The sequence below is a fragment of the uncultured Campylobacter sp. genome, from assembly GCF_947255105.1.
Classification (GTDB): Bacteria; Campylobacterota; Campylobacteria; order Campylobacterales; family Campylobacteraceae; genus Campylobacter_B.
This window is the reverse complement of the sequence record NZ_CAMYFP010000006.1, coordinates 60,461-83,993: the sequence shown is the minus strand read 5'-3', so window position 1 is coordinate 83,993 and position 23,533 is coordinate 60,461. Positions and strand designations below refer to the sequence as shown.

The 23,533-nt window shown below is 33.9% G+C and carries 22 protein-coding genes; 12 read left to right on the top strand and 10 right to left on the bottom strand.

What is annotated here, in order from left to right:
- From Q0X52_RS04835 to Q0X52_RS04800, 8 genes are all read right to left on the bottom strand, one after another.
- A partial coding sequence (locus tag Q0X52_RS04835) for an alpha/beta hydrolase (protein WP_297575532.1) occupies positions 1-938 on the bottom strand: 938 nt, incomplete at its 3' end.
- The gene (locus tag Q0X52_RS04830; RefSeq protein WP_297575530.1) at positions 928-1,155 is read right to left on the bottom strand and encodes a type II toxin-antitoxin system Phd/YefM family antitoxin; all 228 of its coding nucleotides are present in this window, start codon (positions 1,153-1,155) and stop codon (positions 928-930) included. The genes Q0X52_RS04830 and Q0X52_RS04835, both read right to left, overlap by 11 nt.
- 66 nt (positions 1,156-1,221) lie before the next feature.
- Positions 1,222-2,256 carry a D-alanine--D-alanine ligase gene (locus tag Q0X52_RS04825; protein WP_297575528.1) on the bottom strand — a complete coding sequence of 345 codons (1,035 nt, stop codon included), beginning with the start codon at positions 2,254-2,256 and terminating at the stop codon, positions 1,222-1,224.
- A gap of 10 nt (positions 2,257-2,266) precedes the next feature.
- Entirely contained in the window at positions 2,267-2,821 is a 555-nt protein-coding gene (gene ruvA / locus Q0X52_RS04820; RefSeq protein WP_297575526.1) for a Holliday junction branch migration protein RuvA, read from the bottom strand.
- Positions 2,818-3,375 carry a hypothetical protein gene (locus Q0X52_RS04815; RefSeq protein WP_297575524.1) on the bottom strand — a complete coding sequence of 186 codons (558 nt, stop codon included), beginning with the start codon at positions 3,373-3,375 and terminating at the stop codon, positions 2,818-2,820. The genes ruvA and Q0X52_RS04815 overlap by 4 nt, the downstream gene beginning before the upstream one ends.
- 14 nt (positions 3,376-3,389) lie before the next feature.
- The gene (locus tag Q0X52_RS04810) at positions 3,390-4,250 is read right to left on the bottom strand and encodes an MlaD family protein (protein WP_297575522.1); all 861 of its coding nucleotides are present in this window, start codon (positions 4,248-4,250) and stop codon (positions 3,390-3,392) included.
- Between the two features lie 16 nt (positions 4,251-4,266).
- Positions 4,267-4,986 carry an ABC transporter ATP-binding protein gene (locus Q0X52_RS04805; RefSeq protein WP_297575520.1) on the bottom strand — a complete coding sequence of 240 codons (720 nt, stop codon included), beginning with the start codon at positions 4,984-4,986 and terminating at the stop codon, positions 4,267-4,269.
- Positions 4,986-6,080 carry an ABC transporter permease gene (locus Q0X52_RS04800; RefSeq protein WP_297575518.1) on the bottom strand — a complete coding sequence of 365 codons (1,095 nt, stop codon included), beginning with the start codon at positions 6,078-6,080 and terminating at the stop codon, positions 4,986-4,988. The genes Q0X52_RS04805 and Q0X52_RS04800 overlap by 1 nt, the downstream gene beginning before the upstream one ends.
- A 76-nt stretch (positions 6,081-6,156) precedes the next feature.
- Here Q0X52_RS04800 and murJ point away from each other — a divergent pair, with 76 nt between their 5' ends.
- The 12 genes from murJ (at position 6,157) to Q0X52_RS04740 (ending at position 19,881) form a co-directional block, all read left to right on the top strand.
- On the top strand, positions 6,157-7,578 hold the full coding sequence (murJ, locus tag Q0X52_RS04795; RefSeq protein WP_297575516.1) for a murein biosynthesis integral membrane protein MurJ: 1,422 nt from the start codon (positions 6,157-6,159) through the stop codon (positions 7,576-7,578).
- The gene (gene cysS, locus Q0X52_RS04790; RefSeq protein WP_297575514.1) at positions 7,565-8,953 is read left to right on the top strand and encodes a cysteine--tRNA ligase; all 1,389 of its coding nucleotides are present in this window, start codon (positions 7,565-7,567) and stop codon (positions 8,951-8,953) included. The genes murJ and cysS overlap by 14 nt, the downstream gene beginning before the upstream one ends.
- A complete protein-coding gene (locus Q0X52_RS04785; RefSeq protein WP_297575512.1) occupies positions 8,941-10,659 on the top strand; it encodes an ABC transporter ATP-binding protein in 1,719 nt (572 codons plus the stop codon). The genes cysS and Q0X52_RS04785 overlap by 13 nt, the downstream gene beginning before the upstream one ends.
- Before the next feature lie 58 nt (positions 10,660-10,717).
- The gene (locus Q0X52_RS04780; RefSeq protein WP_297575510.1) at positions 10,718-11,770 is read left to right on the top strand and encodes a quinone-dependent dihydroorotate dehydrogenase; all 1,053 of its coding nucleotides are present in this window, start codon (positions 10,718-10,720) and stop codon (positions 11,768-11,770) included.
- Positions 11,767-13,017, top strand: a complete 1,251-nt coding sequence (locus tag Q0X52_RS04775) for a pitrilysin family protein (protein ID WP_297575508.1) — start codon at positions 11,767-11,769, stop codon at positions 13,015-13,017. Before Q0X52_RS04780 ends, Q0X52_RS04775 begins: the two co-directional genes overlap by 4 nt.
- A 1-nt stretch (position 13,018) precedes the next feature.
- Positions 13,019-13,915 carry a 4-hydroxy-tetrahydrodipicolinate synthase gene (gene dapA / locus Q0X52_RS04770; RefSeq protein ID WP_297575506.1) on the top strand — a complete coding sequence of 299 codons (897 nt, stop codon included), beginning with the start codon at positions 13,019-13,021 and terminating at the stop codon, positions 13,913-13,915.
- The gene (locus Q0X52_RS04765) at positions 13,915-14,694 is read left to right on the top strand and encodes an enoyl-ACP reductase (RefSeq protein WP_297575504.1); all 780 of its coding nucleotides are present in this window, start codon (positions 13,915-13,917) and stop codon (positions 14,692-14,694) included. The genes dapA and Q0X52_RS04765 overlap by 1 nt, the downstream gene beginning before the upstream one ends.
- Positions 14,691-15,242: a CDP-diacylglycerol--glycerol-3-phosphate 3-phosphatidyltransferase gene (gene pgsA, locus Q0X52_RS04760; RefSeq protein WP_297575538.1), complete on the top strand. Its 552-nt coding sequence runs from the start codon at positions 14,691-14,693 to the stop codon at positions 15,240-15,242. The genes Q0X52_RS04765 and pgsA overlap by 4 nt, the downstream gene beginning before the upstream one ends.
- A complete protein-coding gene (rseP, locus tag Q0X52_RS04755) occupies positions 15,235-16,362 on the top strand; it encodes an RIP metalloprotease RseP (RefSeq protein WP_297575502.1) in 1,128 nt (375 codons plus the stop codon). Before pgsA ends, rseP begins: the two co-directional genes overlap by 8 nt.
- Positions 16,362-16,997, top strand: a complete 636-nt coding sequence (locus Q0X52_RS04750) for a YggS family pyridoxal phosphate-dependent enzyme (RefSeq protein WP_297575500.1) — start codon at positions 16,362-16,364, stop codon at positions 16,995-16,997. The genes rseP and Q0X52_RS04750 overlap by 1 nt, the downstream gene beginning before the upstream one ends.
- A 16-nt stretch (positions 16,998-17,013) precedes the next feature.
- Positions 17,014-18,612 carry a hypothetical protein gene (locus Q0X52_RS04745; protein WP_297575498.1) on the top strand — a complete coding sequence of 533 codons (1,599 nt, stop codon included), beginning with the start codon at positions 17,014-17,016 and terminating at the stop codon, positions 18,610-18,612.
- 171 nt (positions 18,613-18,783) lie between these two features.
- Entirely contained in the window at positions 18,784-19,881 is a 1,098-nt protein-coding gene (locus Q0X52_RS04740) for an acyltransferase family protein (RefSeq protein WP_297575496.1), read from the top strand.
- Positions 19,882-19,980: 99 nt separating this feature from the next.
- On the opposite strand, the gene Q0X52_RS04735 is transcribed toward Q0X52_RS04740, so the two are convergent.
- Together Q0X52_RS04735 and Q0X52_RS04730 are read right to left on the bottom strand one after the other, a co-directional pair.
- On the bottom strand, positions 19,981-20,646 hold the full coding sequence (locus Q0X52_RS04735; RefSeq protein WP_297575494.1) for a hypothetical protein: 666 nt from the start codon (positions 20,644-20,646) through the stop codon (positions 19,981-19,983).
- A gap of 285 nt (positions 20,647-20,931) precedes the next feature.
- Positions 20,932-23,511 (bottom strand): AAA family ATPase, encoded by a 2,580-nt coding sequence (locus tag Q0X52_RS04730; protein WP_297575489.1) that lies wholly within the window; start codon positions 23,509-23,511, stop codon positions 20,932-20,934.
- Positions 23,512-23,533 lie beyond the last annotated feature (22 nt).

Sequence of the window (23,533 nt, the reverse complement as noted above, 5' to 3'; positions counted from 1 at the left end):
TCTTCTACTCTATCTTCTACTCTATCTTCTACTCTATCTTCTACTCTATCTTCTAGTTTATCTTCTAGTTTATCTTCTAGTTTATCTTCTAGTTTATCTTCGCCCAAGCCCTCTTTTTCTTTTGAAGTGTCAGCCTCACTTAGCGCCTCATCGATAAGCAGCTCCATCTGTCTATTGCCATCTTTGAAATTTAAATCGCCTCTATCACCTAACTCTGCTTGTGTCTGCCACTCGTCAATCATCTTACCAATAAACCCAGAGTGCATCAAAAAGAAAAAGTGATCACCATCAAGTGGATAAAACTTGCTATTTTTTATAAGTTTATGAATTTTTTCGCCACTTTGCAGTTTGGTAGCGCTGTCTTCTTTGCCCCAAAAAATGAGCGCCTCACCCTCAAATTTGCAAAACTCTTTTGTGAAGTCTTCATTTATAACTATCTTTAGAGTATCATACATCACCCTACTCATACCCGCTACATCTTTGGTCGCAAAGAGCCGATAAAATCTACCCAACCCAAAAAGTTTTAAAAACTTAAATAGAGCTATCTTTATCTTAACAGTGCTGCTTTTTTCTTCAATTATCCCAGCGCTGCTTAAAAGCACCAAATTTGAAGGGCTAAGAAGCGTGGCTATCTTTCCGCCAAAACTATGTCCCATAACAATCTTTGGATAAAGACCAAGCTCTTCTATAAAGATGTGACAAATGTTTGCATAGTCTTTTGTAGAAAATGGCTCTATTATGCTACTTCCACCAAAACCTGGCAAATCTATATAAATCTGTCTATATTTGGTGATATTTTTGCTAAAAGCCTTTATCATAAGCTCTTTAGAAGCACCCCAGCCATGAAGAATAAGCACATATGGCTCTATCTGTTGGTTGCGAATCTCATAAGCTACTTTATACTCTCTATTTTTGTAACGAATAGTCTTAATCGCCATTTTGAGACCTTTTTTTTGCATAGACGATATTTAAAAGTTCAACCGCCTTTTGAAGCCGTTCATACTCCTGTATGCTTAAAAGAACTGCTTCAAAGTTGTTATTTTTTACAATAATTGCCTTTTGAATCTTCTGGCTACTTACATCAGAGAGTATTTTGCTAAAATTTCTCACCACCTGTGTGGCTGTAAATATCTCATCTTTTTTAAAACTAGTCATCATCACGCCCTATTTTTTATTTTATGTATTATAATACATAAAATTTAAGATATCAAGACAAATAAACTATTTGTGCGACGAGATAGAGTCAAGATAGCTATACTTTATAGATATAGGCTTCTCTTTTGGCAAATTTAGAGCAAGTTTTTCTAAAACAGATCTAAAGTCATCAAAGAGATAGTAGGCTAAGCTACCTGGATTGGGATTTATCTCATTGATATAGACCTCATCATCTATCACAAAAAAATCACATCTAATGATGGCCCCATCAAAACCGCAGTTGTAAATTTGAGAAAATGCCTCTTTGATCTTTGCCTTAATATTCTCATCAATAGGCGCCTCTTGGCTTTTTTGCTCGCCACTAAACAAAAGATACTTCTCTTTAAAGCTTAAAATCCCATCTTTTGTCTCTTTTTTTGGCTCTTCAATGGTAGAGAATATAAACTCATCTGCCACCTTGCAGCCTGCTAAATTATACTCTTTTACACCTTTTATAAATGGTTCTATAATGGCGCTATCATCATATTCAAAAGCGCTATCTTTGGCATAGTCAAGTGCTGTTTTGTCTATTGCAACAGCTATTCCTAAGCTGCTTCCAAGATGAGTTGGCTTGATGATGATTGGATAGTTTAGAGTAACATCACTCTTTTTTGTGATAGTTTCAAAGGGAAGAGTTTTTACGCCAGCGACCTTTGCAAGATATTTTGTATAGAGCTTGCTATAGCTTAAAACTGATGGCTCAAGTCTAGGTCCAATATAGCTAACTCCAAAGAAGTCCAACAAAGCCGCTATCTTGCCATCTTCGCCATCTCTTCCATGAACCAAATTTATACAGACATCAAACTCAAGCCTACTCTCATTTAAAAGCCCCTGCCTAAAAAAACCGCCCTTTTTTAAAGTGAGTGGCTTTAGTTTTTTAAACTCAAGAGCTTTAAAGTAGTTAGCTCTCATATTTTTATCATCGATTTGATAAAAGTCTCTATTTTCATCGCAAAATATATAGACTAAGTCCATTTTTAGGTGATTTTTAAGAGCAATTGCCGAGACTATACTAATCTCATGTTCATAGCTTTGTGCTCCAAAAAGTAGTGCAAATTTCATTTTTTTCCTTTCATGCTAATTTTTTCAGTGCCTCTTTTATAAGATCGGCTGTATTTTTTGACTTGCAAGTTGATAAAACTTTAAGTATCCTATCCTTTTTAAAGCCCAAACTCTCAAGCGCCATTATGCTTTGACTTTTATAACTCTCTAAACTCTCATTGCCAATTAGCTTTGCATCGCTTAGCTCTGCAACCATTTTTCTTGCTGTTTTTTGCCCAATTCCTGGGACTTGAGTTAAAACTTTGATATCGCCATTTACTATAGCACTTGTAAAGTCGCTGAAATTTAGCGTCGAACAGACTGCCATAGCCGTGCTTGCGCCAACTCCGCTTACCTTTAAAAGTAGCTCAAACATCATCTTTTCATCGCTATCTTTAAAGCCATAGAGCAAATTTGCATCTTCTCTAACAATCTGCTTTACGATAAGTGCTGTTTTTTGCCCCTCTTTTAAGACCAAAGAGCAATTTAGCGAGATAATAACTCCATAACTAATCCCGCTGCTTAGTTTAATAACCGCCATTGTAGGCTCAAGTTTTGTTAAAATTCCCTCAATCTCTACTATCATTTTATCTCTTTTAAAAGTTCATCTATGACCAAATTCAAACAGCTCTCCATCCCTTTTATAATCTTTTTTGATGAGAGATTTTCTAGCTGCAAACTCTTTTCTATAGTGCCTTGCTTTAGAGTTTTTGACCCTTTTTTAAGCTCATATGCCAAAGCTATCTTTGCCTTTTTGTCATCTACCAAAAAAGAGAGTAGCGAGCTATGTAGTGCCAAAATATCATTTGATGGTCTAAAAAGCTCCTTAAACTCACATTTTGAGGCGATAGCATCTACAATGGCATTAAAAGCCATCTGGCTAGGAGGCGCTATATATTTTGCATCATCTACTCTTATTACCTTGTTATCGCCATCAATAACTAAAATTGTCTTGCTATCAAATAGATTGAGTGACCTGACATTTGCTATATAAATTTTGGATGCATTTGGCGCTATTTGATGGCACTTTTGCCCTTTGTAGCTTAGGTTATAGTAGCTTGTTGGCGGAGTTTTTTTGGAGAGATCAACACATCCACTCAAAAAAATCAAAGCAAAGATAACCAATAGATTTTTATACATATTTTTCCTTTCACTCACTCTTGCAAATCTCTAAAAAAGAACTCGTATGGATTGTCTTCAAGCCTAAATAGCGTATTTTGAAGCTCATTTATAAGTTTTTTAAACTCATCTAGACTTAGCGATACCTCATCTAAAGTTGGCGAAATGATCTCTTTTAGATTGTAGTTGTCACTTTTGATAGCCGAGTTTACTAAACTTAATGTTTGGTTTAAATTTAGAGCACTTTTGTTAGCACTTTTTATCAAGCTATTTAAATCTTTTAAATTTAGATCTAGATTTAGCAAGATAGAGTCGATTTTTTCTAAGTTTTTTTCGCTACTTAAATTTGAAGTAAGTAAATTTAAAGAGCTTAAGATGCCGCTAAAGTTTTTTAGATTGCTCTCATTTAGCAATAAATCAACCTTTTTTAAGGTCGTATCAATCTTGGTAGAGAGGTTTTTTGCCTCTTTGTTAAATTTAGCTAACAATCCATCATCAAGATAGACTATAGGTTTTTCGCCATTTTTAAAGCTCTCTCCAGCACCCTTTGTCAAATTTAGTGCTATAAGACCACTAATGCCCTGTATCTCAATAGTTGCAATGCTATCTTTTTTGATTGGAAAGTCCTTTTGAATATCAACAACTATCTCTATGGTGCTGTAGTTGCTATCTTTTACAAAATTTACATCTTTAACATAACCTGCCAAAAGTCCCATAAATTTGACCGTAGTTCCCTCTTTTAGCCCATTTGGAAGCTCTTTTGCATAGATATAATATGTTGTGTAGTGAATTTTTTTATCTGATTTTAGTGTCATCCAACCAACAAATAAAACTATAAGTATAGCCACCAAAACAGTAAAAATCCCAACAATGGTAAAAGAGTTCTTATTTTCCATCTATCGCTCCTTTTATCTAAACAATCTCTCTTAGAGGATTGCTCTTTAGTGCTTTTGCCTCATCTAAACTGCCCTCAAATAGCACTTTTTTGTTGCCTATTATCAAAAATCTATCAAGCATAGTAAAGATACTCTCCTCATCATGCGTTACCACTACAACTGTTATGCCAAGACTATCTCTTAAACTCATTATAAGTCTATCCATAGCTCTAGAGCTAACTGGATCTAGTCCTGAGTTTGGCTCATCCAAAAAAAGCACTCTTGGACTTAAAACCAAAGCTCTAGCAAGTGCAACTCGCTTTTTCATGCCGCCACTTAACTCACTTGGAAAAAGAGTAGCACACTCCTCTTTAAGCCCAACTTTATCAAGCCAAAACATTGCTATATCGATGATATCTTTGCTATCCAAAGAGCTATACTCTCTAAGCATAATGGCAATATTATCAAGCACACTCATCGATGAAAAAAGTGCGCCAAATTGGAATGTAACCCCTGTTTTTAGCTTGATTTTTTCTCTCTCTTTGTAGTTTAGCGACCACAAATCCTTGCCAAACATATAGATTTTTCCGCTAAGTGGCTCTTTTAGGTAGATTAGAGTTTTCATCAAAGTAGTTTTGCCACTTCCACTCCCTCCCAAAAAGCCATAAATTTCAGCCTCATTTATATGAAAATTTATACTCTCATGCAGTATCTTATCGCCATATCCAACGACTAAATTCTTACCCTCAATAAGCATTACCAGCCAACTTTCATAAACAATATTGCAAAGATACAATCTATCATAATGACCCAAAATATCGCATTGACAACACTTTTTGTAGTAAGCCTTCCAATACTAAGCGAATTTTTACTCACTTCAAAACCTCTAAAACAGCCAATCAGCGCAATAGCCAAGCCAAAAAACGGCGCTTTTAAAAGTCCCAAATAAAAGTGCCTTATCTCAACTAAGTTTTTAACTCTATCAAAATAGACAAAAAGATCAATATCTAGATAGTAGTATGATACTAAAAGCTGTCCCAAAACACTTGCCATATCAGCCAAAAAGACCACAAATGGCATGATTAGCGCCATCGCTATGATACGTGGAATGACCAAATTTACAAATGGATCAAAACCCATCGTCTTCATCGCATCAATCTCATCAGTTATCTTCATAACACCAATCTCTGCAGTAAAAGATGAAGCACTTCTTCCAGCCACAACAATAGCTGCGATCAGTGGGCTTAACTCCCTAAATGTAAGCATTCCCATAATCTCAACTATAAAAAAAGTGGCTCCAAAATCAGCAAGCATCTCAGAACCGATATAAATAAGCACAACACCTATCAAAAAAGAGGTCAGACAGACTATAAAGATAGAGTTGATTCCACCATCTTTGCAGATATTTGAGATAGTTTTTAGCCTTATTTTTCTGAAATTTAAGAGGTTGTAGAGAGTTTTTATAGAGAGCTCGCCTAAGAAATTTAAAAAGCTCATAAAACTTAAAAAAGCCCCATAAACAGCAACTCCAATCTCTTCAAAGATATTTTGCTTTTTAAATTTATAGCTATTTTGCAAAGATTGATTTTTTGTTAGGGCAAAGATTGCGTCATAAGTTTTGTTTGAGTTGATAAGCTTTATTTTAAGGTTATTTTGTAGGCTAAACCTGCAGATAATGATAGCCAAAGCATAGTCTAGCTCTTTTAAATTTGACATATCAAAAATAACTTCATTTTGCAAATTTGCCATCTCTTCTTTAAGAAGCCTAATGCTGTTTTTATCGGCACTATAAGTCCAAACACCATCAAGAGAAATTTTATTTTTATCTACATTAAAAGAGGCTTTTTCCAAATTTAACCTTAAATTAAAAAATAAGAATAATTATAATATAATCATTCTTTACTTTAAATTATATAGGTAGTTTAACTTGACTAAAAAAAGAGTTTTTGCAGGATTTTTTACAAATAGCGCAGGTATCTTGACTTCAAGAATTCTAGGGCTCTTTAGAGATCTTCTAACGGCTGGGATTTTGGGCGCTGGAGTTTGGAGCGATATCTTTTTTATAGCCTTTAAATTGCCAAATTTATTTAGAAGACTTTTTGGCGAGGGAGCCTTTACACAAGCCTTTTTACCGGGCTTTGTAAGAGCTAGAAGAAAGGCAACTTTTGTTGCAAGCGTGCTTATAAGATTTTTCTTATTTATTACCATTTTAACTCTGCTTGTAGCTGTTTTTGCCCCCTTTTTTACTAAATTAATAGCCATTGGATTTGATAGCAAGACCATAGAGATGGCAGTTCCATATGTAAGGATAAACTTTTTATATCTAAGCTTTATCTTTGTTGTCACTCTTTTTGCAAGTTTGCTCCACTACAAAGCCCATTTTGCAACGACAGCCTTTTCAACTGCACTTTTAAATATCTCCATGATAGTTGCTCTACTTTTATCAAGAAACCTACCCAAAGAAAGCGTAGTTTTATACCTTAGTATCGGCGTTGTGGTTGGTGGACTTCTTCAAGCTTTGGTACATATAATTGCTCTTAAGTTTACAGGTATGTTAAAGCTACTTACCAAAGGACTTGGCGCTATTTTTCATGGTAAAAGAGCAGATAAGAAAGATACAAAAGGCTTTTATAAGGGCTTTTATAATGGCGTTATTGGCTCCTCTGTTGCTCAGCTTGGGACATTTTTTGATACTTGGTTTGCAAGCTTTTTGGCCTTTGGAAGTATAAGTTATCTCTACTATGCAAACAGGATTTTTCAGCTCCCACTTGCGCTTTTTGCCATCGCACTTTCTACTGCTATCTTTCCAACTATTAGCAAAAAGATTAAGCTAGGCAGTGAAAAAGAGGCGATAGATGGCTTAAGTAAGGCATTTTATCTACTTTTATTTTTACTTTTGGCCTCTACAATCGGCGGTATTTTGCTTAGCAAAGAGATTGTCTGGCTCATCTTTGAAAGAGGCGCGTTTAACAAAGCAGATACAGTTGAGTGTGCAAAGGTTTTATCCATGTATATGGTAGGGCTCATCCCTTTTGGACTTGCAAAGCTCTTTTCACTCTGGCTGTATGCTAAAATGCGTCAAGACATAGCTGCAAAGATAGCTATAAAAAGTCTTTTAGTTACTCTAGTTTTTTCTATAATTCTTATAAAGCCGCTTGGCGCTGCAGGACTGGCACTTGCAAGCTCGATATCTGGAATTTTTCTTTTTGTTATGAACCTGAAGGAATTTGGCTTTGGCAATTTTTTGGCTATAATTTGCCCCAAAAAACTCTCCTTTATTGCTCTTTTTTGCATATTTGAGATAGTAGTCTTAATGATTTTTAAAGGTTTTATTGATGGTTATTTATGATAGTGTTTTGAGAAAAAAGGTGAAATTTACACCTATTTGTGATGATTTAGTAAAGATCTATCTTTGCGGTCCAACTGTTTATGACTACTCGCACTTAGGTCATGCAAAAAGTGCGGTAAGTTTTGATCTCTTAAGAAGAGTTCTAAAGGCAGTTGGATATAAAGTCCTGTTTGTTAAAAACTTTACCGATATTGATGATAAGATCATTGCCAAGATGAAAGAGAGTGGCAAAAGCCTAGAAGAGATAACTGACTACTATATAGAAAGATATCTAGATGAGATGGCTGCTTTGAATGTCTTAAGAGCCGATATTGAGCCAAAGGCAACAGAGCATTTAGAAGAGATGATAAGATATATCGAGCTTTTAAAACAAAAAGATTTTGCCTATGAGATAAAGGGCGATGGCATCTATTTTGATACCAAAAAAGATAGCAACTATCTCTCAATTAGTGGCAAAAAAGATGAAAACAGCATAGCTAGAGTCCAAAGTAGCGACCAAAAAAGGGATTTGAAAGATTTTGTTTTATGGAAGTTTGATGATGCTTGGTATGATAGCCCATTTGGCAAAGGGCGTCCTGGTTGGCATACAGAGTGCGTTGCTATGATAAAAAAACATCTTGACAGCAAAGATGAGCAATACTCCGTAGATATCCATGCAGGCGGTCTTGACCTACTCTTTCCGCATCATGAAAATGAAGCAGCTCAGTGTAGATGTGCCTATGAGAAGAAGCTCTCAAAATACTGGATGCACAATGGTTTTGTTCAGATAGACAATGAAAAGATGAGCAAAAGTCTTGGCAATAGCTTTTTTATAAAAGATGCACTCAATATTGTAAGTGGCGAAGTGCTTAGGTTTTATCTACTTAGCTCACACTACAGAGCAAATTTCAACTATAACATTGATGATCTCTTTGCTTCAAAAAAGCGTCTTGATAAAATTTACCGCCTCAAAAAAAGAGTTGAAAATTCCAAAATAGGAGAGATAAATTTGGAGTTTAAAGATGAGATAATCAAAGCTTTAAGCGATGATTTAAATACTTCAAAAGCCCTTGCCTCAATCGATGATTTTGTAAATTTAAGCAACGATTTTTTAGATAAATTTCCAAAAGATAGCTCTAAAAAAGGAGAAATTTTGGCAAATTTAGAGTTTATTAGAGAGATTTTTGGAATTTTAGAAGATAAAAACTACTTTAAATTTGGCGTAAGCAAAGATGAGATAAGAGAGATAGACTTGCTAATTGAGCAGAGAAACTTAGCCAAAAAAGAGAAAAACTATCAAAAAGCAGATGAGATAAGAGATAAATTATCAAAAAATGGTATCTCTATAATGGATACACCAAATGGCACTGAATGGGAGAAGATATGGAGGGATTAAAAGAGATATTTAGGCGATTTGCTCCCTATATAACAAGGTATAAATTTAAGTTTTTCCTAGCAATTTTAGGAATGATTTTTGCAAGTCTTGGCTCAGCTGCCTTAGCGCTCCTAATAGATCCTGTTTTAAATAAAATTTTTATCGAAAAAAATGAAGAGCTGCTATACATTTTGCCCTATGCTGTCATTGTTGTCTATGGTCTAAAAAGCGGCGGTGCCTATATGCAACTCTACTTTACCTCATATATCGGACAAGATATCATAAGAGAGTTTAGAGACAGGATGGTAGCAACTCTTTTACATCTTGATATGGCATTTTTTAACCGCTACAGAACGGGCGAGTTGATAAGTAGAACGATAAATGATATTGAGCGCATTAGAAATGTCGTATCCAACATGATGCCGGACTTCATAACACAATCTATCATGATAGTTGGTCTTCTTGGCGTTGTCATCTACCAAAGTCCAAAGCTTGCCTTTTTTGCACTTATCATTCTTCCAGCTGCCGTCTATCCGCTCTCTATCCTTGCAAAACGTATGAAAAAGCTCTCCAAAGCTTCGCAAGAAAAGATTTCAGATATTAGCTCAACTCTAAATGAAATTTACACAAATATAGAAGTTATCAAGGCAAACAATGCCGAAGATAAAGAGATATCACACTTTGAAAAAGACAACCAAAAATACTTCACACTAAATGTAAAATCGGTAAAAATAAGTGAGCTAACAAGCCCTTTGATGGAGACTTTAGGCTCTATTGGTATTGCAGTTGTCATCATTGTCGGCGGAAAAGAGGTCATTGATGGGCAGATGAGTGTTGGTGGATTTTTCTCATTTACAACTGCACTTTTTATGCTCTATACACCAATAAAAAAGATCTCAAATTTATATAGCAAAATGCAAGATGCTGTAGTTGCAAGCCAAAGAACCTTTGAGCTAATGGACAAAGCTCCATCCATAATAGGTGGCAACAAAGAGTTTCCAAAAGAGGTAAATTCGCTCACTTTTCAAGATGTTGAGCTCTTTTATGATGATAAAAAAGCTCTAAAAGAGATTAGTTTTTTTGCAAATAGAGGCGAGATGGTGGCACTTGTTGGCGAAAGCGGTGGTGGAAAAAGCTCGATAGTCAATGCAATAATGCGGTTTTATGACATTAGCAGCGGCAATATCTTGATAAATCAAAACGACCTTTATGAATTTAGCCTAAAGAGTCTTAGAAAAAATATAGGTCTTGTCTCTCAAAGAGTCTATATATTTAACCAAACTATCGCCTACAATGTTGCTTATGGCGATGAGATAGATGAACAAAGAGTAATTGAGGCCTTAAAAATGGCAAATGCTTATGAATTTGTCCAAAAACAAAAAGATGGTATCTATACAGTGCTTGATGAGCATGGCACAAATTTAAGCGGCGGGCAAAGACAGCGAATCTCCATCGCTAGAGTGCTTTATAAAGATCCAAAGATTATAATTTTTGATGAAGCGACTTCAGCACTTGACAACGCTAGCGAAAATATCATAACTCAAATGCTAAATAAGATTAGAAAAGACAAAATCTTGCTAGTTATAGCTCACCGCCTCTCAACCATCAAAGATGCAGATAGAATTGTAGTCATAGAAAAGGGCAAAGTAGCAGGGATAGGTAGCGATGAGAGTTTGATGAGGGAGTGTGAAATTTACAAAACCTTAAAAGGAAACTTTAAAAAATAAATTTATTAACTAAATTTAACCATATTTTTGGTAAAATCAAGCTTTTTAGGAGTAGCTAATGAAATATAATGATCTAAAAAAGATACTTTTTAAATTCAATCCAGAAACAGCGCACTATATGGCTGAACTAGCCCTTAGAAGTAGCGCTATTTTCCCAGGAGCTTTGAGCTTTGTAGCAAATAAATGTGTCTATAACGATGAGATACTATATCAAAAACTTTTTGATACTACATTTTATAATCCAGTAGGTATCGCAGGTGGATTTGATAAAAATGCAACTATGATAGCGCCACTTGCAGCTTTGGGATTTGGCTTTATAGAGTATGGAACTATGACTCCAATAGCTCAGCCAGGCAACCCAAAACCAAGACTTTTTAGACTTGTAAAAGAAGAGAGCATTCAAAACCATATGGGCTTTAACAATGATGGCGCACAAGCTATCAAAAAAAGAGTGCAAAAAATCTACCCTTTTACCATACCACTAGTTGCAAACATCGGCAAAAACAAAGATACAAAAAATGAAGACGCCATTAAGGACTACAGCTACTTATTGAAGGAATTTGACACTTTATGCGACCTTTTTGTCATCAATGTAAGCTCTCCGAATACACAAAATTTAAGAGCTCTTCAAGAGGAAGGTTTTATCAAAGAGTTCTTTAGCTCAGCAAAAGAGATTACCAAAAAGCCTATTTTATTTAAAATTGCACCTGATATGACGATTGATGAGGCACTAAAAATTTGTCAAGTTGCAGTTAATTGCGGAGCTAGCGGACTTATCATAAACAACACCAGCAACGACTACTCACTTGTAAAAAACGATATCAAAAAGGGTGGAATTAGTGGTAAACTCATTACAAAACTCTCAAGAGAGCTATTTTTTGAACTCTCAAAAGAGTTTTTTGGCAAAACAACTCTCATCTCAAGTGGCGGTATAGACAACGCAAAAGAGGCCTATGAGCGCATAAGAATGGGCGCAAGTTTAGTTCAAATTTACACCGCCTTTATCTTCAAAGGACCAACAATCTCTTATGATATCAACAAAGAGCTTGCTAGCCTTTTAAGAGCTGATGGCTTTACAAGTTTAAGTAGCGCTGTAGGAGTTGATCTTTGACCCTTTTACAATACAAAAAAACAACTCTTGATAATGGGCTTGAAGTCTATGCCATACCTTGCAACAAAGATAGTCAAGTAGCAAGTATAAATATCTTCTATAAAGTTGGCTCAAGAAACGAAAATATGGGCAAAAGTGGCATAGCTCATATGCTTGAGCATCTAAATTTCAAATCAACCAAAAATAGAAAAGCTGGTGAGTTTGACGCCATAGTTAAGGGCTTTGGTGGCATTAACAACGCCTCAACTGGATTTGACTACACACAATACTTCATTACTTGCAACAAAGCAAACTTAACGACCGCTTTGGAGCTATATAGCGATATTATGCAAAATCTAAATCTTTTAGAAGAGGAGTTTTTGCCTGAACGTGAAGTTGTGCTAGAAGAGCGCAGATGGCGCACAGATAACGACCCTATCGGCTATCTATTTTTTAGACTTTACAATACCGCCTTTATCCACCATCCCTATCACTGGACTCCAATTGGCTTTAAGGCTGATATTAAAAATTGGTCTATTGATGACATCAAAGAGTTTCACGCGAAGTTTTATCAACCAAAAAATGCCTTTGTAGTAGTTAGTGGCGATATAGACGAAGATGAGGTTTTTGCTCTTGTTAAAAAACACTTTGGAAAGATAAAAAACGCAAAAGAGATTCCCTCTGTTTTTATAAAAGAGCCACCACAAGATGGGGAAAAGGAGGCAGTTGTTTATAGAAAGAGCGATGTAGAGTTCTTTGCCATAGCTTATAAAACTCCACCATTTTCATCAGCAGACCAACCTTTGCTAGATGCACTATCATATCATCTAGGCAATGGAAAAAGCTCATTATTATATAGAGAGTTAGTCGACAAAAAGGGGCTTTTAAGTAGCATTGATGTTATAAATTTAAGCGCTATAGATGACAATCTTTTCATCATAATTGGCTCTTGCAACGAGAACGTAGAGGCAAAAAAAGCGATAAAAGAGATAGAAAAATGCATTGCAAAACTAAAAGCCAAAGAGCTAAAAGATGACGATATTACAAAGATTAAAAACAATCTAAAACTTGAGCTTATCCACTCACTAAGTAGCGCTTCAAAAGTTGCCAATCTCTATGGTAGATATATCGCTATGGGAAATTTAGACAATCTCTCAAGTTCTATAGAAGAATTAGAAAAGCTAGATTCTAAAAAGGCACTTTTAGTTGCACAAAAATATCTTACCGACAAAAACAAAACTACAATTATCTTAAAAAAGGAGAGCTAAGATGAGTAAAAAAATGATCTTAGGTGCGATGACAGCGATTATTACACCCTTTAAAAATGGAAAAGTAGATGAAGAGAAGTATTACAATCTCATAAAAAGGCAGATTAAAAATGGTATAGATGCGATAGTTCCTGTTGGCACAACTGGAGAGAGTGCAACTCTAACTCACGAAGAGCACCGAGTCTGTATCGATATAGCAGTGGAAGCTTGCAAAGGCAACGATGTAAAGGTCTTGGCAGGTGCTGGAAGTAACGCAACTCATGAAGCAGTTGGACTTGCACAATTTGCACAACAGCATGGTGCCGATGGAATTCTCTCTGTCACTCCCTACTACAACAAACCAACCCAGGAAGGACTTTACCTACACTACAAAGAGATAGCAAATTCAGTTGATATCCCTGTTTTGCTCTACAATGTCCCATCAAGATGTGGATGCGAAATCAAAACCGAAACCATCATAAGGCTTTTTAAAGAGTGTAAAAACATCTATGGAGTAAAAGAGGCAAGCGGTAACATAGATAAATGTGTAGATTTGCTAGCGCATGAGCCAAATTTAGTTGTCATTAGTGGAGAAGATGCGATAAATTATCCTATTTTAAGTAACGGCGGAAAAGGCGTCATCTCAGTTACAGCCAACCTACTTCCAGACTACACTGCAAAATTAACTAAATTTGCACTAGATAATGAGTTTTTAAAGGCAAAGGCGATAAATGACGATTTGTATAATATAAACAAAGTTATGTTTTGCGAAAGCAACCCAATCCCTATAAAAGCGGCGATGTTTATAGCAGGACTTATTGACAGTCTAGAATACAGACTTCCACTTTGCAAACCAAGCAAAGAAAACTTACTCAAAATCGAACAGACAATGAAACAATATGATATAAAAGGATTTTAATGGATCAATTTTTTAAAGATAAAACGCTAGTTATAAGCGGCGGAACTAGAGGTATTGGAAGAGCAATAGTTGAGGAGTTTGCAAAAAATGGTGTAAATATAGCCTTTACATACAACTCAAACAAAGAACTTGCAAAAGAGATAGAAAAAGAATTAGCCAGCAAATACGGCATAAAAGCTAAGTCTTATCCACTTAACATACTTGAACCCGAAACATATAAAGAGCTTTTTTTAGAAATCGATAAAGACTTTGATAGAGTTGATTTTTTTATCTCAAATGCCATTATCTCAGGTCGCGCTGTAGTTGGCGGATATACTAAATTTATGAAGTTAAAACCAAGGGGCATAGACAACATCTTTACAGCAACTGTTGATGCCTTTGTAGTTGGCACCCAAGAAGCTGCCAAAAGAATGGAAAAAGTAGGCGGCGGAAGTATCATTAGTATCTCAAGCACTGGCAATAGAGTCTATATAGAGCATTATGCTGGTCATGGAACTGCAAAAGCCGCAGTTGAGGCGATGGCACGATATGCAGCAACAGAGCTTGGAGAAAAAAATATAAGAGTAAATGTAGTAAGTGGCGGACCGATAGAAACAGATGCCTTAAGAGCCTTTACCAACTATGAAGAGGTTAGAGATATGACCGCAAAGTTAAGCCCACTTGGAAGAATGGGTCAACCAAATGACTTAGCAGGTGCATGTCTGTTTCTTTGCTCAGACAAAGCTAGCTGGGTTACAGGACATACATTTATAGTAGATGGTGGGACTACATTTAAATAATGATAAATTTACCAAATTTTTTAGCCATAATTAGGGTGCTTTTGGCACCACTCTTTTTTTATCTACTTCTCATCTCAAATGACGCTCCATTTGAGATTCACAAGAGTTGGATAAATTATTTTGCTACTTTAATCTTTACACTTGCCTGTATAACCGACTTTTTTGATGGATTTATCGCAAGAAATTGGAAGCAGACTACAAAGCTTGGTGCCATAATCGACCCACTAGCTGACAAAATGCTAACTCTTGCTGGATTTTTGGGCCTTATGGTGATAGGACGAGCAGATCCTTGGGCAATCTATCTCATACTCATTAGAGAGTTTTTTATAACAGGTTTTAGAGTCTTTATGGTGAGTGATGGCGTAGAAGTTGCAGCTAGTATGGCAGGCAAAGTAAAGACCACTTTTCAGATGATAGCCATTGGCTTTCTTACTATGGAGTGGTTTGGCGGCACAATTTTACTTTGGGTTGCTGTTGTATTGACGCTATATTCAGGAATGGAGTATGTTTTATCATACATAAGACAGACAAAGGATAAATTTGAGTAGAGAAAAGCTACTGAATTTAACTTCTATTTTAATAGTTTTAGCTATAGCATTATGGCATTGGGGACCACTTTTTTTTGTAACTATTTTAGTAATTTCATTTTTGATTTTCTTTCATGAACTTGGACATTTTTTGGCAGCAAAGCAACTTGGGGTTTGCGTAAATGTTTTTAGCATCGGTTTTGGAGAAAAAATTTATACTAAAAAATTTGGCTCTACAACTTATGCGTTAAGTGCGATTCCACTTGGCGGATATGTCCAGCTAAAAGGACAAGATGACGCCAATCCAGCACTTAAGAACTATGATAAAGATAGCTATAACACCCTAAGCCCTTGGGGGCGCATTTATATACTTCTTGCAGGACCATTTTTTAACCTTATTTTGGCGTTTTTTATCTATATTGCACTTGGATTTATCGGTGTTGAAAAACTAGCCCCTGTAGTTGGAGAGGTTATGGAAAACTCAGCTGCCAAAAGTGCAAACATAATGCCAAATGATAAAATTTTAAGCATTGATGGCAAGCCAATCAAAGAGTGGGATGATATCTCAAAACTAGTTACATTACAAACTATGAATATAGAGATTTTAAGAGATAAAAAAACTTTAAATTTAACTCTTACGCCAAAAACAGGAGATGCCAAAACTTTATTTGGAGAAGATATTAAAAAGCCACTAATTGGAATATCTCCAAAAGGCGATTTTGTAAGAGTTTATCACAAAGGATTTAGCGCTATTCCATACGCTTTTAATAAAAGCTTTGAAGCTTCAAAGCTCATCATAGTAAGCCTTCAAAAGTTAGTAAGTGGTGTAGTTTCAGTAAAAGAGATGGGCGGAATAGTCGCAATTACCGATATCACAACAAAAGCAGCAAGCATAAGTTTATCAGTTCTTTTGGTATTGACAGCACTTATTTCAGTAAATTTAGGTATTTTAAACCTCTTTCCGATCCCTGTTCTTGATGGTGGGCATATAGTTTTTAACATTTATGAGATCATCTTTAAAAAGCCCGTTAGCGATAGAGTTTTTGTAGGACTTAGTTACGCTGGAATGGCATTACTTTTCACGCTTATGGCATTTACTATCATAAATGATTTTTTAAGAATGTTTGGAGCATACAACTGATGAATTTAAACAAACTTTTAGATGAGATAAATGAGCTTTCAAATGGCAGAAAAGTTGAGCTCGTAGCAGTTAGCAAGTATGTCGGCCCAAAAGAGATCAAAGAGCTTTTTAATAAGGGTCAAATGAGCTTTGGAGAAAACAGAGTTCAAGATCTTGTTAAAAAAAGTGATGAGCTAAAAGAGCTCAATTTAAACTGGCATTTCATAGGCACTTTGCAGACAAATAAAATAAATGCCCTTTTACAAATCCGCCCTACTTTATGGCAAAGTTGCAACTCCATAAAACTTGCACAAGCTGTAGATAAAAGGCTTAATTATCGGCTCGATACTTTGCTTGAGATAAATGTAGCAGATGAAGATAGTAAAACCGGACTTGATATAAGCCTTACAAAGGAGAGCTATTGCGCCATAAAAGAGAGTTGTAAAAACCTCAATTTAAAAGGCATAATGTGCATTGGTGCCCATAGCGATGATGAGTTAGAAGTTGCAAAAAGTTTTGAAAAAGCTTATCTAATTTATGAAAGCTTGCAAAATAAAGGTGCTGAAATTTGCTCGATGGGAATGAGCTCTGACTATAAAATAGCTATAAAATGTGGCTCAAATATGATAAGAGTTGGAAGCTTACTATTTAAGTAAATTTGGAAGTGACAAAATGAGAATTTTAATCTGTTTAGTTTTGATTGTTGGTCTCTCCTTTTCAAAAGAGATAAGAAATTTTGATGATGCAAAAGAGTTTATAAATGACGGTATAGAAAAAGGATATTTTCCAAAAACAATCCTCTCTTTAGCTACGCCCAAAGGCTCTTTAAAAGATCTAAATTTGCTTCCTAGAGATGAGATTATCTGTGATGAAACTACAGCTTGCAATGATGATAACTTAAACGCTCTTTTTATAATAGACAATGATGCAAACAACACCTTAGAATGTAGCGATTATAGTGACAATATCTTTATCCTAAACAGCGGTAACAACACGATAAATGGTGGCGGTGGCGATGATATATTTTTCCTTAGTAGTGGCAATGATATCATAACCAAACAAGATGGCTTTAATATATTTGTTTTTGAGAAAAACTGGGGAAATGATGAATTAAAGATATCAAATCGCCCTTTAGACTTTGTCTTAAAGATGAGTGGTAGAGAAAATATCTTGGGCTATGATGGAAGCTTTCCATTTGACTACTCCAACTTTATCATCTTTGGTAGTGGAATAAAAAAAGAAGATCTCGCATGGAGTGGCAATACACTAATCAACCTAAAAACCAACGATACTATTAAATTTACATCTGATAAAGGTGTGAATTTTTTGTTTAAAGAAGAGCCTATCAATATAGTTGACAATAATTTTATAAAAAAACTTCCAAACTCTTATGAGTTAAATTTGAGTGATAAAGAAATAAATTTTATTACAAAAGATGAGAAAAATTACTATATCCTAACAAATAAAGCCATAAAAAAAGCTATTTTAAATGACAATGATAAATTTAAAATAATAAATGAGTTAGAAAGACTCTATGTTAGAAATTTAACTATAAGTGATAAATTTCTCTTTTTTAGTGACTCTTTTCAGGGCTATTCCAATCTAAACATGGTCGATAAAAATCTAAATTTGCTCTACAAAGTCCAACTAAAAGGCGAGACTTTAGATATGAAGTTATACAAAAACTATCTCTATGTTTTACAAAATTTTGAAAACTTTAAAAATCCTAGCAACTCTATCTATGTATATGAAGTCGGCAAAAATAGCTTAAATTTAATAAATAAAATAGACACAAATTTAAAAGAAAAAGATGGAAATTATGGCAACAAACTCTTCATCATAAAAGACAATCTTTTTATTATCAATCTTTTGGAAGGCATTAGATCTTACACATTAAAAGAACCTGCAAATCTTCAAAAAGTTTTTGATGATGAGGAAGAAAATGTCGAATTTATGCAAGAGTATGGGGATTTTATAATCGTCGTTAAAAAAGATGGAACTATTTTAAAAACCAAATTTAAAAATAACAGCTTTGAAAAAACCAGCACCTTAAGCTTTGATATAGAACCATATGTTGTTAAAAGTAGAGTGACAATTTTATCAAACAAGCTTTTTGTTCTTTTTAAAGATGAGCTAGTCATCGTAAATTTAGATAATTTTAAAGTTGTGGAAAAGATTAAATTTGACAAAGATATCAAAACATTTTTACAAATTGACAATAGACTACTTTTGGATGGCTCAAAATTGATTGAGTTGGATAGATATTTATAAATTTAAATTTGTGATTATTTGTTTAATTAAGTTATTTAAAAACAAAGATTAATTTTGAGAAATTAACTAAATTTCGCTGTGTCCATTTTAAAAAACATTTGTGGTATATTTTAAATAAAGTGTAAAAAATAATTATATATAAAAAAATTTATATATTAAAAGAGAGGAATAATGAGAGAAAGAATTATCTATATTGATATTTTGCGTATTTTAGCAACTTTTGCAGTTGTGTTCGCACATAGTGCAGCATTTCCAATATATGACAACAATCTAAATACCATAAATTGGCAATTTGGCATCTTTTATGGTAGCCTAACTCGTTGGTGCGTTCCGATGTTTGTGATGATAAGTGGAGTATTTTTCCTACAAAATGAGAGAGGTAAAAATTATAACCAAAGTATAAAAAGCGAATATAAAAAAATCATATCTAAAAATATTTTTAGAATTAGCACTGCACTTATTATTTGGGGTATGTTTTACGGGACTATAAATCTTATAAGAGAAAGTGCAGCATCTGACAGTTTTGCCATTTCACCAGTTCAAATAGTAAAAATTTTTTATAACATTATCTTTGGAATTCCACACTATCATCTTTGGTTTTTATATCTCATTATAGGTCTTTACATTTTATCTCCTCTTCTTAAAATTTTTGTGGCAAATGCTACAAAGACCACACTTGAACTGTTTTTACTTTTATTTTTGAGCTTTGGGGTTGGATTAAATTTAATAAATTCTTTTCTTGAAATTTTTAACTTTAAAGGCTTTTATTTTAGTGAAATTTTACCAGAATTTAGTGGATATATTGGATACTTTGTAGCAGGATATTATTTTGCAAATTTCAATCTTTCAGATAAATGTAAAAAGTATCTTTATATTTTGGCTTTTTTATCTGTTTTATTAACTATAATTGGCACTTCCATATTATCGCTATATTTTGGAAAATATATAAATATTTTATATGAAAATTTGGCTCTAAATACAGCTTTTGTAACTTTCGGAATTTTTATATTAATAAAAAATAATTTTAAAAATAGTAAATTTTCACCACAAATTTCAGAAAAAATCATAAAAATTAGTTCATTAACATTTGGAATTTACTTGATTCACGCTTTTATACTTAGCTTTTTAGCAAATTTACTTAAACTAGGTAATTTTTGGAATTACGCAGGAATTCTAGTACCAATTTTGGCAGTAGTAGTATTTTTTATATCCTTGTTTTTAATTAAAATTCTATCTAAAATAGCATTTTTTAAGAAATATGCGATGTAGGTAGTTTGAATACAAATTAATAACAGACTACTTTTGGATGGCTCAAAATTGATTGAGTTGGATGGATATTTATAAATTTAAATTTGACTTTTGCACCTTTTATATCTTTTTATCCAACTCTTCAACAGGTAAAATTTTTAAAACAATTCTATATAATAGATAAAACAAAACAAATGTTAAAATTAAAATATAATCACTGTCTTTGTCTGTCTTTAACGCAGAAATTAAAATAAAATTTATTAGAAATATATAAAAAATCCAAAGATATTTTACATTAAACATAAAAATCTTTTCAAATTTATTTTTTATTTTATATTCTGTATGACAACATTCACACATACTTTTATACACGCCCAAAATAGCTGGGTATTTAGAAGTTGCAATTGATATTTTTGAGCCGCATTTTTTACATTTTTTTGGAAAGAATTTAATATTTTTATATTTTGTTTTATATGGAACCCAGTAAATCAACCCTAGAAACAACCTTAAAAGTAGAAAAAATATTGCAGTTGCAATTATCCAAATTTCTAAGCCAAATTTTGCCGGAAATATATAATCTATTGCCAAAACTATTAAAATTATATGTAGCCAAAAAACAGACCCAACAAACCATTCCAAAACAAACATACAAGCAGGACTAATGCCATGAACCAAACCGCATTTACTACATCTTGCACATATGGTACCAAAGATGTAATCACTTATAGAATTACATTTTTTTATTTTATTTCCACAAATTTCACATCTTTTGTAAAGAAATCCCATTTGTTTTTTCCTAGCGACACAGATTTATAATTTTAAAAAATTATAAATCTTTTCATTTATTTATCTTTATTTTTAAATTTAAAATTTAAATGCAATGAAGAAATTATATAACTTTGTTTCTTAAATTTGGATGTTTTTATTTTGCCTTGTATGGTAAATTTCATTTATCAGTGTTATTTTAATTTGGTATCTATACATTAAAATTATAATTTATTTTTAAGAATTTGTGTATTAGTTTTAAATAGAAATTTAAAACCAAAATGGCAGCCAAAACTGCCATTTTTACTATTTTACATTTATTTTTATATTGTTTTCATCAGCATCTATTACTATCTCATCGCCACTTTTTATCTCATCTTTGAGTATCATCTCAGCTATCTCATCTTCAACCAACTCATACATTGCTCTTCTTAGCGGTCTTGCACCAAACTCAGCGTCATATCCAACACTTGCGATAAGTTTTTTGGCATTTTGAGTTAGAGTTGCTTTTATCTCTCTTTCCAATAGCTTGCTTTGTAACGACTTGAACATAATATCTACTATTTTTACTAAATTCTCCTCTTTTAAAGGATTAAATACGATGATATCATCAAGTCTATTTAAAAACTCAGGCTTAAAATAGCTTTTCAAAGCAGTCTTAACAAGCTCATCTCTTTTTTCTCTGTCACCACTGAATTCCATAATTTCATTTGAGGCGATATTTGAAGTTAAGATTATAATTGTATTTTTAAAATCAACTGTAACGCCCTTATTATCAGTCGCTCTACCATCATCTAAAATTCCAAGCAAGATATTAAAAACATCTTTATGAGCCTTTTCTATCTCATCAAAAAGCAAAACCGAATAAGGCTTTCTTCTAACAGCCTCGCTAAGTTGTCCGCCCTCATCATATCCAACATATCCAGGAGGTGCTCCAAGAAGTCTTGAGACACTATGACGCTCCATATATTCGCTCATATCAAAGCGTATCATCGCCTTTTCATCATCAAACAAAAACTTAGCCAAAGCCTTTGCCGACTCAGTTTTTCCAACTCCAGTAGGCCCTAAAAACAAAAAGCTTCCAATCGGCCTATTGGCACTTGAAAGACCTGCTTTATTTCGCTTTATTGCTCTTGCTAATGCATGAAGTGCCTCATCTTGCCCTACAACACTCTCTTTTAAATGCTCTTCAATATTTAGGTATTTTTCTTTCTCACTAGTTAGCATTTTAGCTACACTAATTCCAGTCCATTTGCTTAAAATTCCAGCTACTAAATTCTCATCAACCTCATTCTTTAAAAGTGTCCCGTTTTCTTGCATTTTTGCCCATTTTTCTTCAAGAGCTTTTATTTCATTTTCTTTAGCAGGAATTTTTCCATACTCTATCTCAGCAGCTTTGTTTAGATCTCCATTTCGCCTAGCCATCTCAGCTTCATTTTTTAAACTATCAACGCTTTTTTTAGCATCACTTATAGAGCTAAATACCTTTTTTTCGTTTTCAAATTGCGAATTTAGGGCATTTTTCTTTTCATTTAAATTTGCTAGTTCTTTTTCTATCTCATTAAGCCTTGTTTCGTTCTTTTCTTTATCTTCCATTTTTAAGGCTTCTTTTTCAACCTGCAAAGTTACAATTTCTCGCTTTATTTTTGCTAACTCAAAAGGCTCACTTTCTATCTGCATTTTAAGCTCAGCTGCTGCCTCATCGATCAAATCTATAGCCTTATCTGGTAAAAATCTGCCTGAGATATAGCGATCACTTAACTTTGCAGCTGCAACCAATGCGCTATCAGTTATGCTAACATTGTGATGAACTTCAAGACGCTCTTTGATACCTCTTAAAATTTGCAAAGCTTCATTAACACTTGGCTCACCGACATTTACAGGCTGAAAACGGCGCTGCAATGCTGCATCTTTTTCAAAATATTTTCTATACTCTTTTAGTGTTGTTGCACCGATTGTGTGAAGCTCACCTCTTGCAAGAGCTGGTTTTAGTATATTTGCCGCGTCCATACTTCCTTCACTTGCACCTGCTCCTACAATTGTGTGGATTTCATCTATAAATAAAATGACATTTTTTGCTTTTACAACTTCATCAATAACCGCTTTTAGTCTATCTTCAAACTCTCCACGATACTTTGCACCTGCAATTAATGCACTCATATCAAGAGCAATTAATTTTTTGTTTGCAAGGCTTGTTGGAACATCATTTTTTACTATTTTTTGAGCTAGACTTTCAACAATTGCAGTTTTTCCAACACCTGGCTCACCAAGCAAAATAGGATTATTTTTAGTTTTTCTTATTAAGATTTGCATAACTCTTTGAAGTTCTTCATCTCGTCCAATAACAGGATCTAGCTTACCCTCTCTTGCCCTAGCTGTTAAGTCGATACCGTATTTTGCCAAACTATCCATTGTCTCATCAGCAGTTTTTGAGTCAATCTTTTGCCCTGCTCTTAACTTTTCAAGCTCTTTTTTAAACTCCAAAATATCTATAAATTTAGACAAAATTTCGCTGTATGGCTTGCTGTTTGCATTTGCCAACAAAAATGTATCAACTGAGATAAAACTATCTCCCATACTATTCATTAGCCCCTCTGCTCTATCAAGATCGTGCATAAATTCATTTGAAATTTTTACATTATCTTTGGTAACATTTGAGCTTGTAGGAAGCTTGTTTATGTTGCTTTTTATCTCTAGCTCCAACGCCTCTTTTGATATATTTTTTAAATTCAGTATTTGATTTAAAATCGATGAGCTATCGCTTACCTGCCCCCATAGAAAGTGAAGAGCAGAAACGTTGCTATTTTTTGCATGAATTGCAAGCGAAAAGGCGCTTTCTATTGATTGATACATATTTGAGGTAAGTTTTTCAAATATATTTGCCATTTTCTCCTCCATTTGCCATTTT

What these genes read in the sequence shown, in the direction of transcription:
- Q0X52_RS04830 (WP_297575530.1), bottom strand. Translation starts at nt 1,155, where the DNA reads ATGACTAGTTTTAAAAAAGATGAGATATTTACAGCCACACAGGTGGTG.
- Q0X52_RS04825 (WP_297575528.1), bottom strand. Translation starts at nt 2,256, where the DNA reads ATGAAATTTGCACTACTTTTTGGAGCACAAAGCTATGAACATGAGATT.
- ruvA (WP_297575526.1), bottom strand. Translation starts at nt 2,821, where the DNA reads ATGATAGTAGAGATTGAGGGAATTTTAACAAAACTTGAGCCTACAATG.
- Q0X52_RS04815 (WP_297575524.1), bottom strand. Translation starts at nt 3,375, where the DNA reads ATGTATAAAAATCTATTGGTTATCTTTGCTTTGATTTTTTTGAGTGGA.
- Q0X52_RS04810 (WP_297575522.1), bottom strand. Translation starts at nt 4,250, where the DNA reads ATGGAAAATAAGAACTCTTTTACCATTGTTGGGATTTTTACTGTTTTG.
- Q0X52_RS04805 (WP_297575520.1), bottom strand. Translation starts at nt 4,986, where the DNA reads ATGCTTATTGAGGGTAAGAATTTAGTCGTTGGATATGGCGATAAGATA.
- cysS (WP_297575514.1), top strand. Translation starts at nt 7,565, where the DNA reads ATGGTTATTTATGATAGTGTTTTGAGAAAAAAGGTGAAATTTACACCT.
- Q0X52_RS04785 (WP_297575512.1), top strand. Translation starts at nt 8,941, where the DNA reads ATGGAGGGATTAAAAGAGATATTTAGGCGATTTGCTCCCTATATAACA.
- Q0X52_RS04780 (WP_297575510.1), top strand. Translation starts at nt 10,718, where the DNA reads ATGAAATATAATGATCTAAAAAAGATACTTTTTAAATTCAATCCAGAA.
- dapA (WP_297575506.1), top strand. Translation starts at nt 13,019, where the DNA reads ATGAGTAAAAAAATGATCTTAGGTGCGATGACAGCGATTATTACACCC.
- Q0X52_RS04765 (WP_297575504.1), top strand. Translation starts at nt 13,915, where the DNA reads ATGGATCAATTTTTTAAAGATAAAACGCTAGTTATAAGCGGCGGAACT.
- Q0X52_RS04750 (WP_297575500.1), top strand. Translation starts at nt 16,362, where the DNA reads ATGAATTTAAACAAACTTTTAGATGAGATAAATGAGCTTTCAAATGGC.
- Q0X52_RS04745 (WP_297575498.1), top strand. Translation starts at nt 17,014, where the DNA reads ATGAGAATTTTAATCTGTTTAGTTTTGATTGTTGGTCTCTCCTTTTCA.
- Q0X52_RS04740 (WP_297575496.1), top strand. Translation starts at nt 18,784, where the DNA reads ATGAGAGAAAGAATTATCTATATTGATATTTTGCGTATTTTAGCAACT.
- Q0X52_RS04735 (WP_297575494.1), bottom strand. Translation starts at nt 20,646, where the DNA reads ATGGGATTTCTTTACAAAAGATGTGAAATTTGTGGAAATAAAATAAAA.
- Q0X52_RS04730 (WP_297575489.1), bottom strand. Translation starts at nt 23,511, where the DNA reads ATGGCAAATATATTTGAAAAACTTACCTCAAATATGTATCAATCAATA.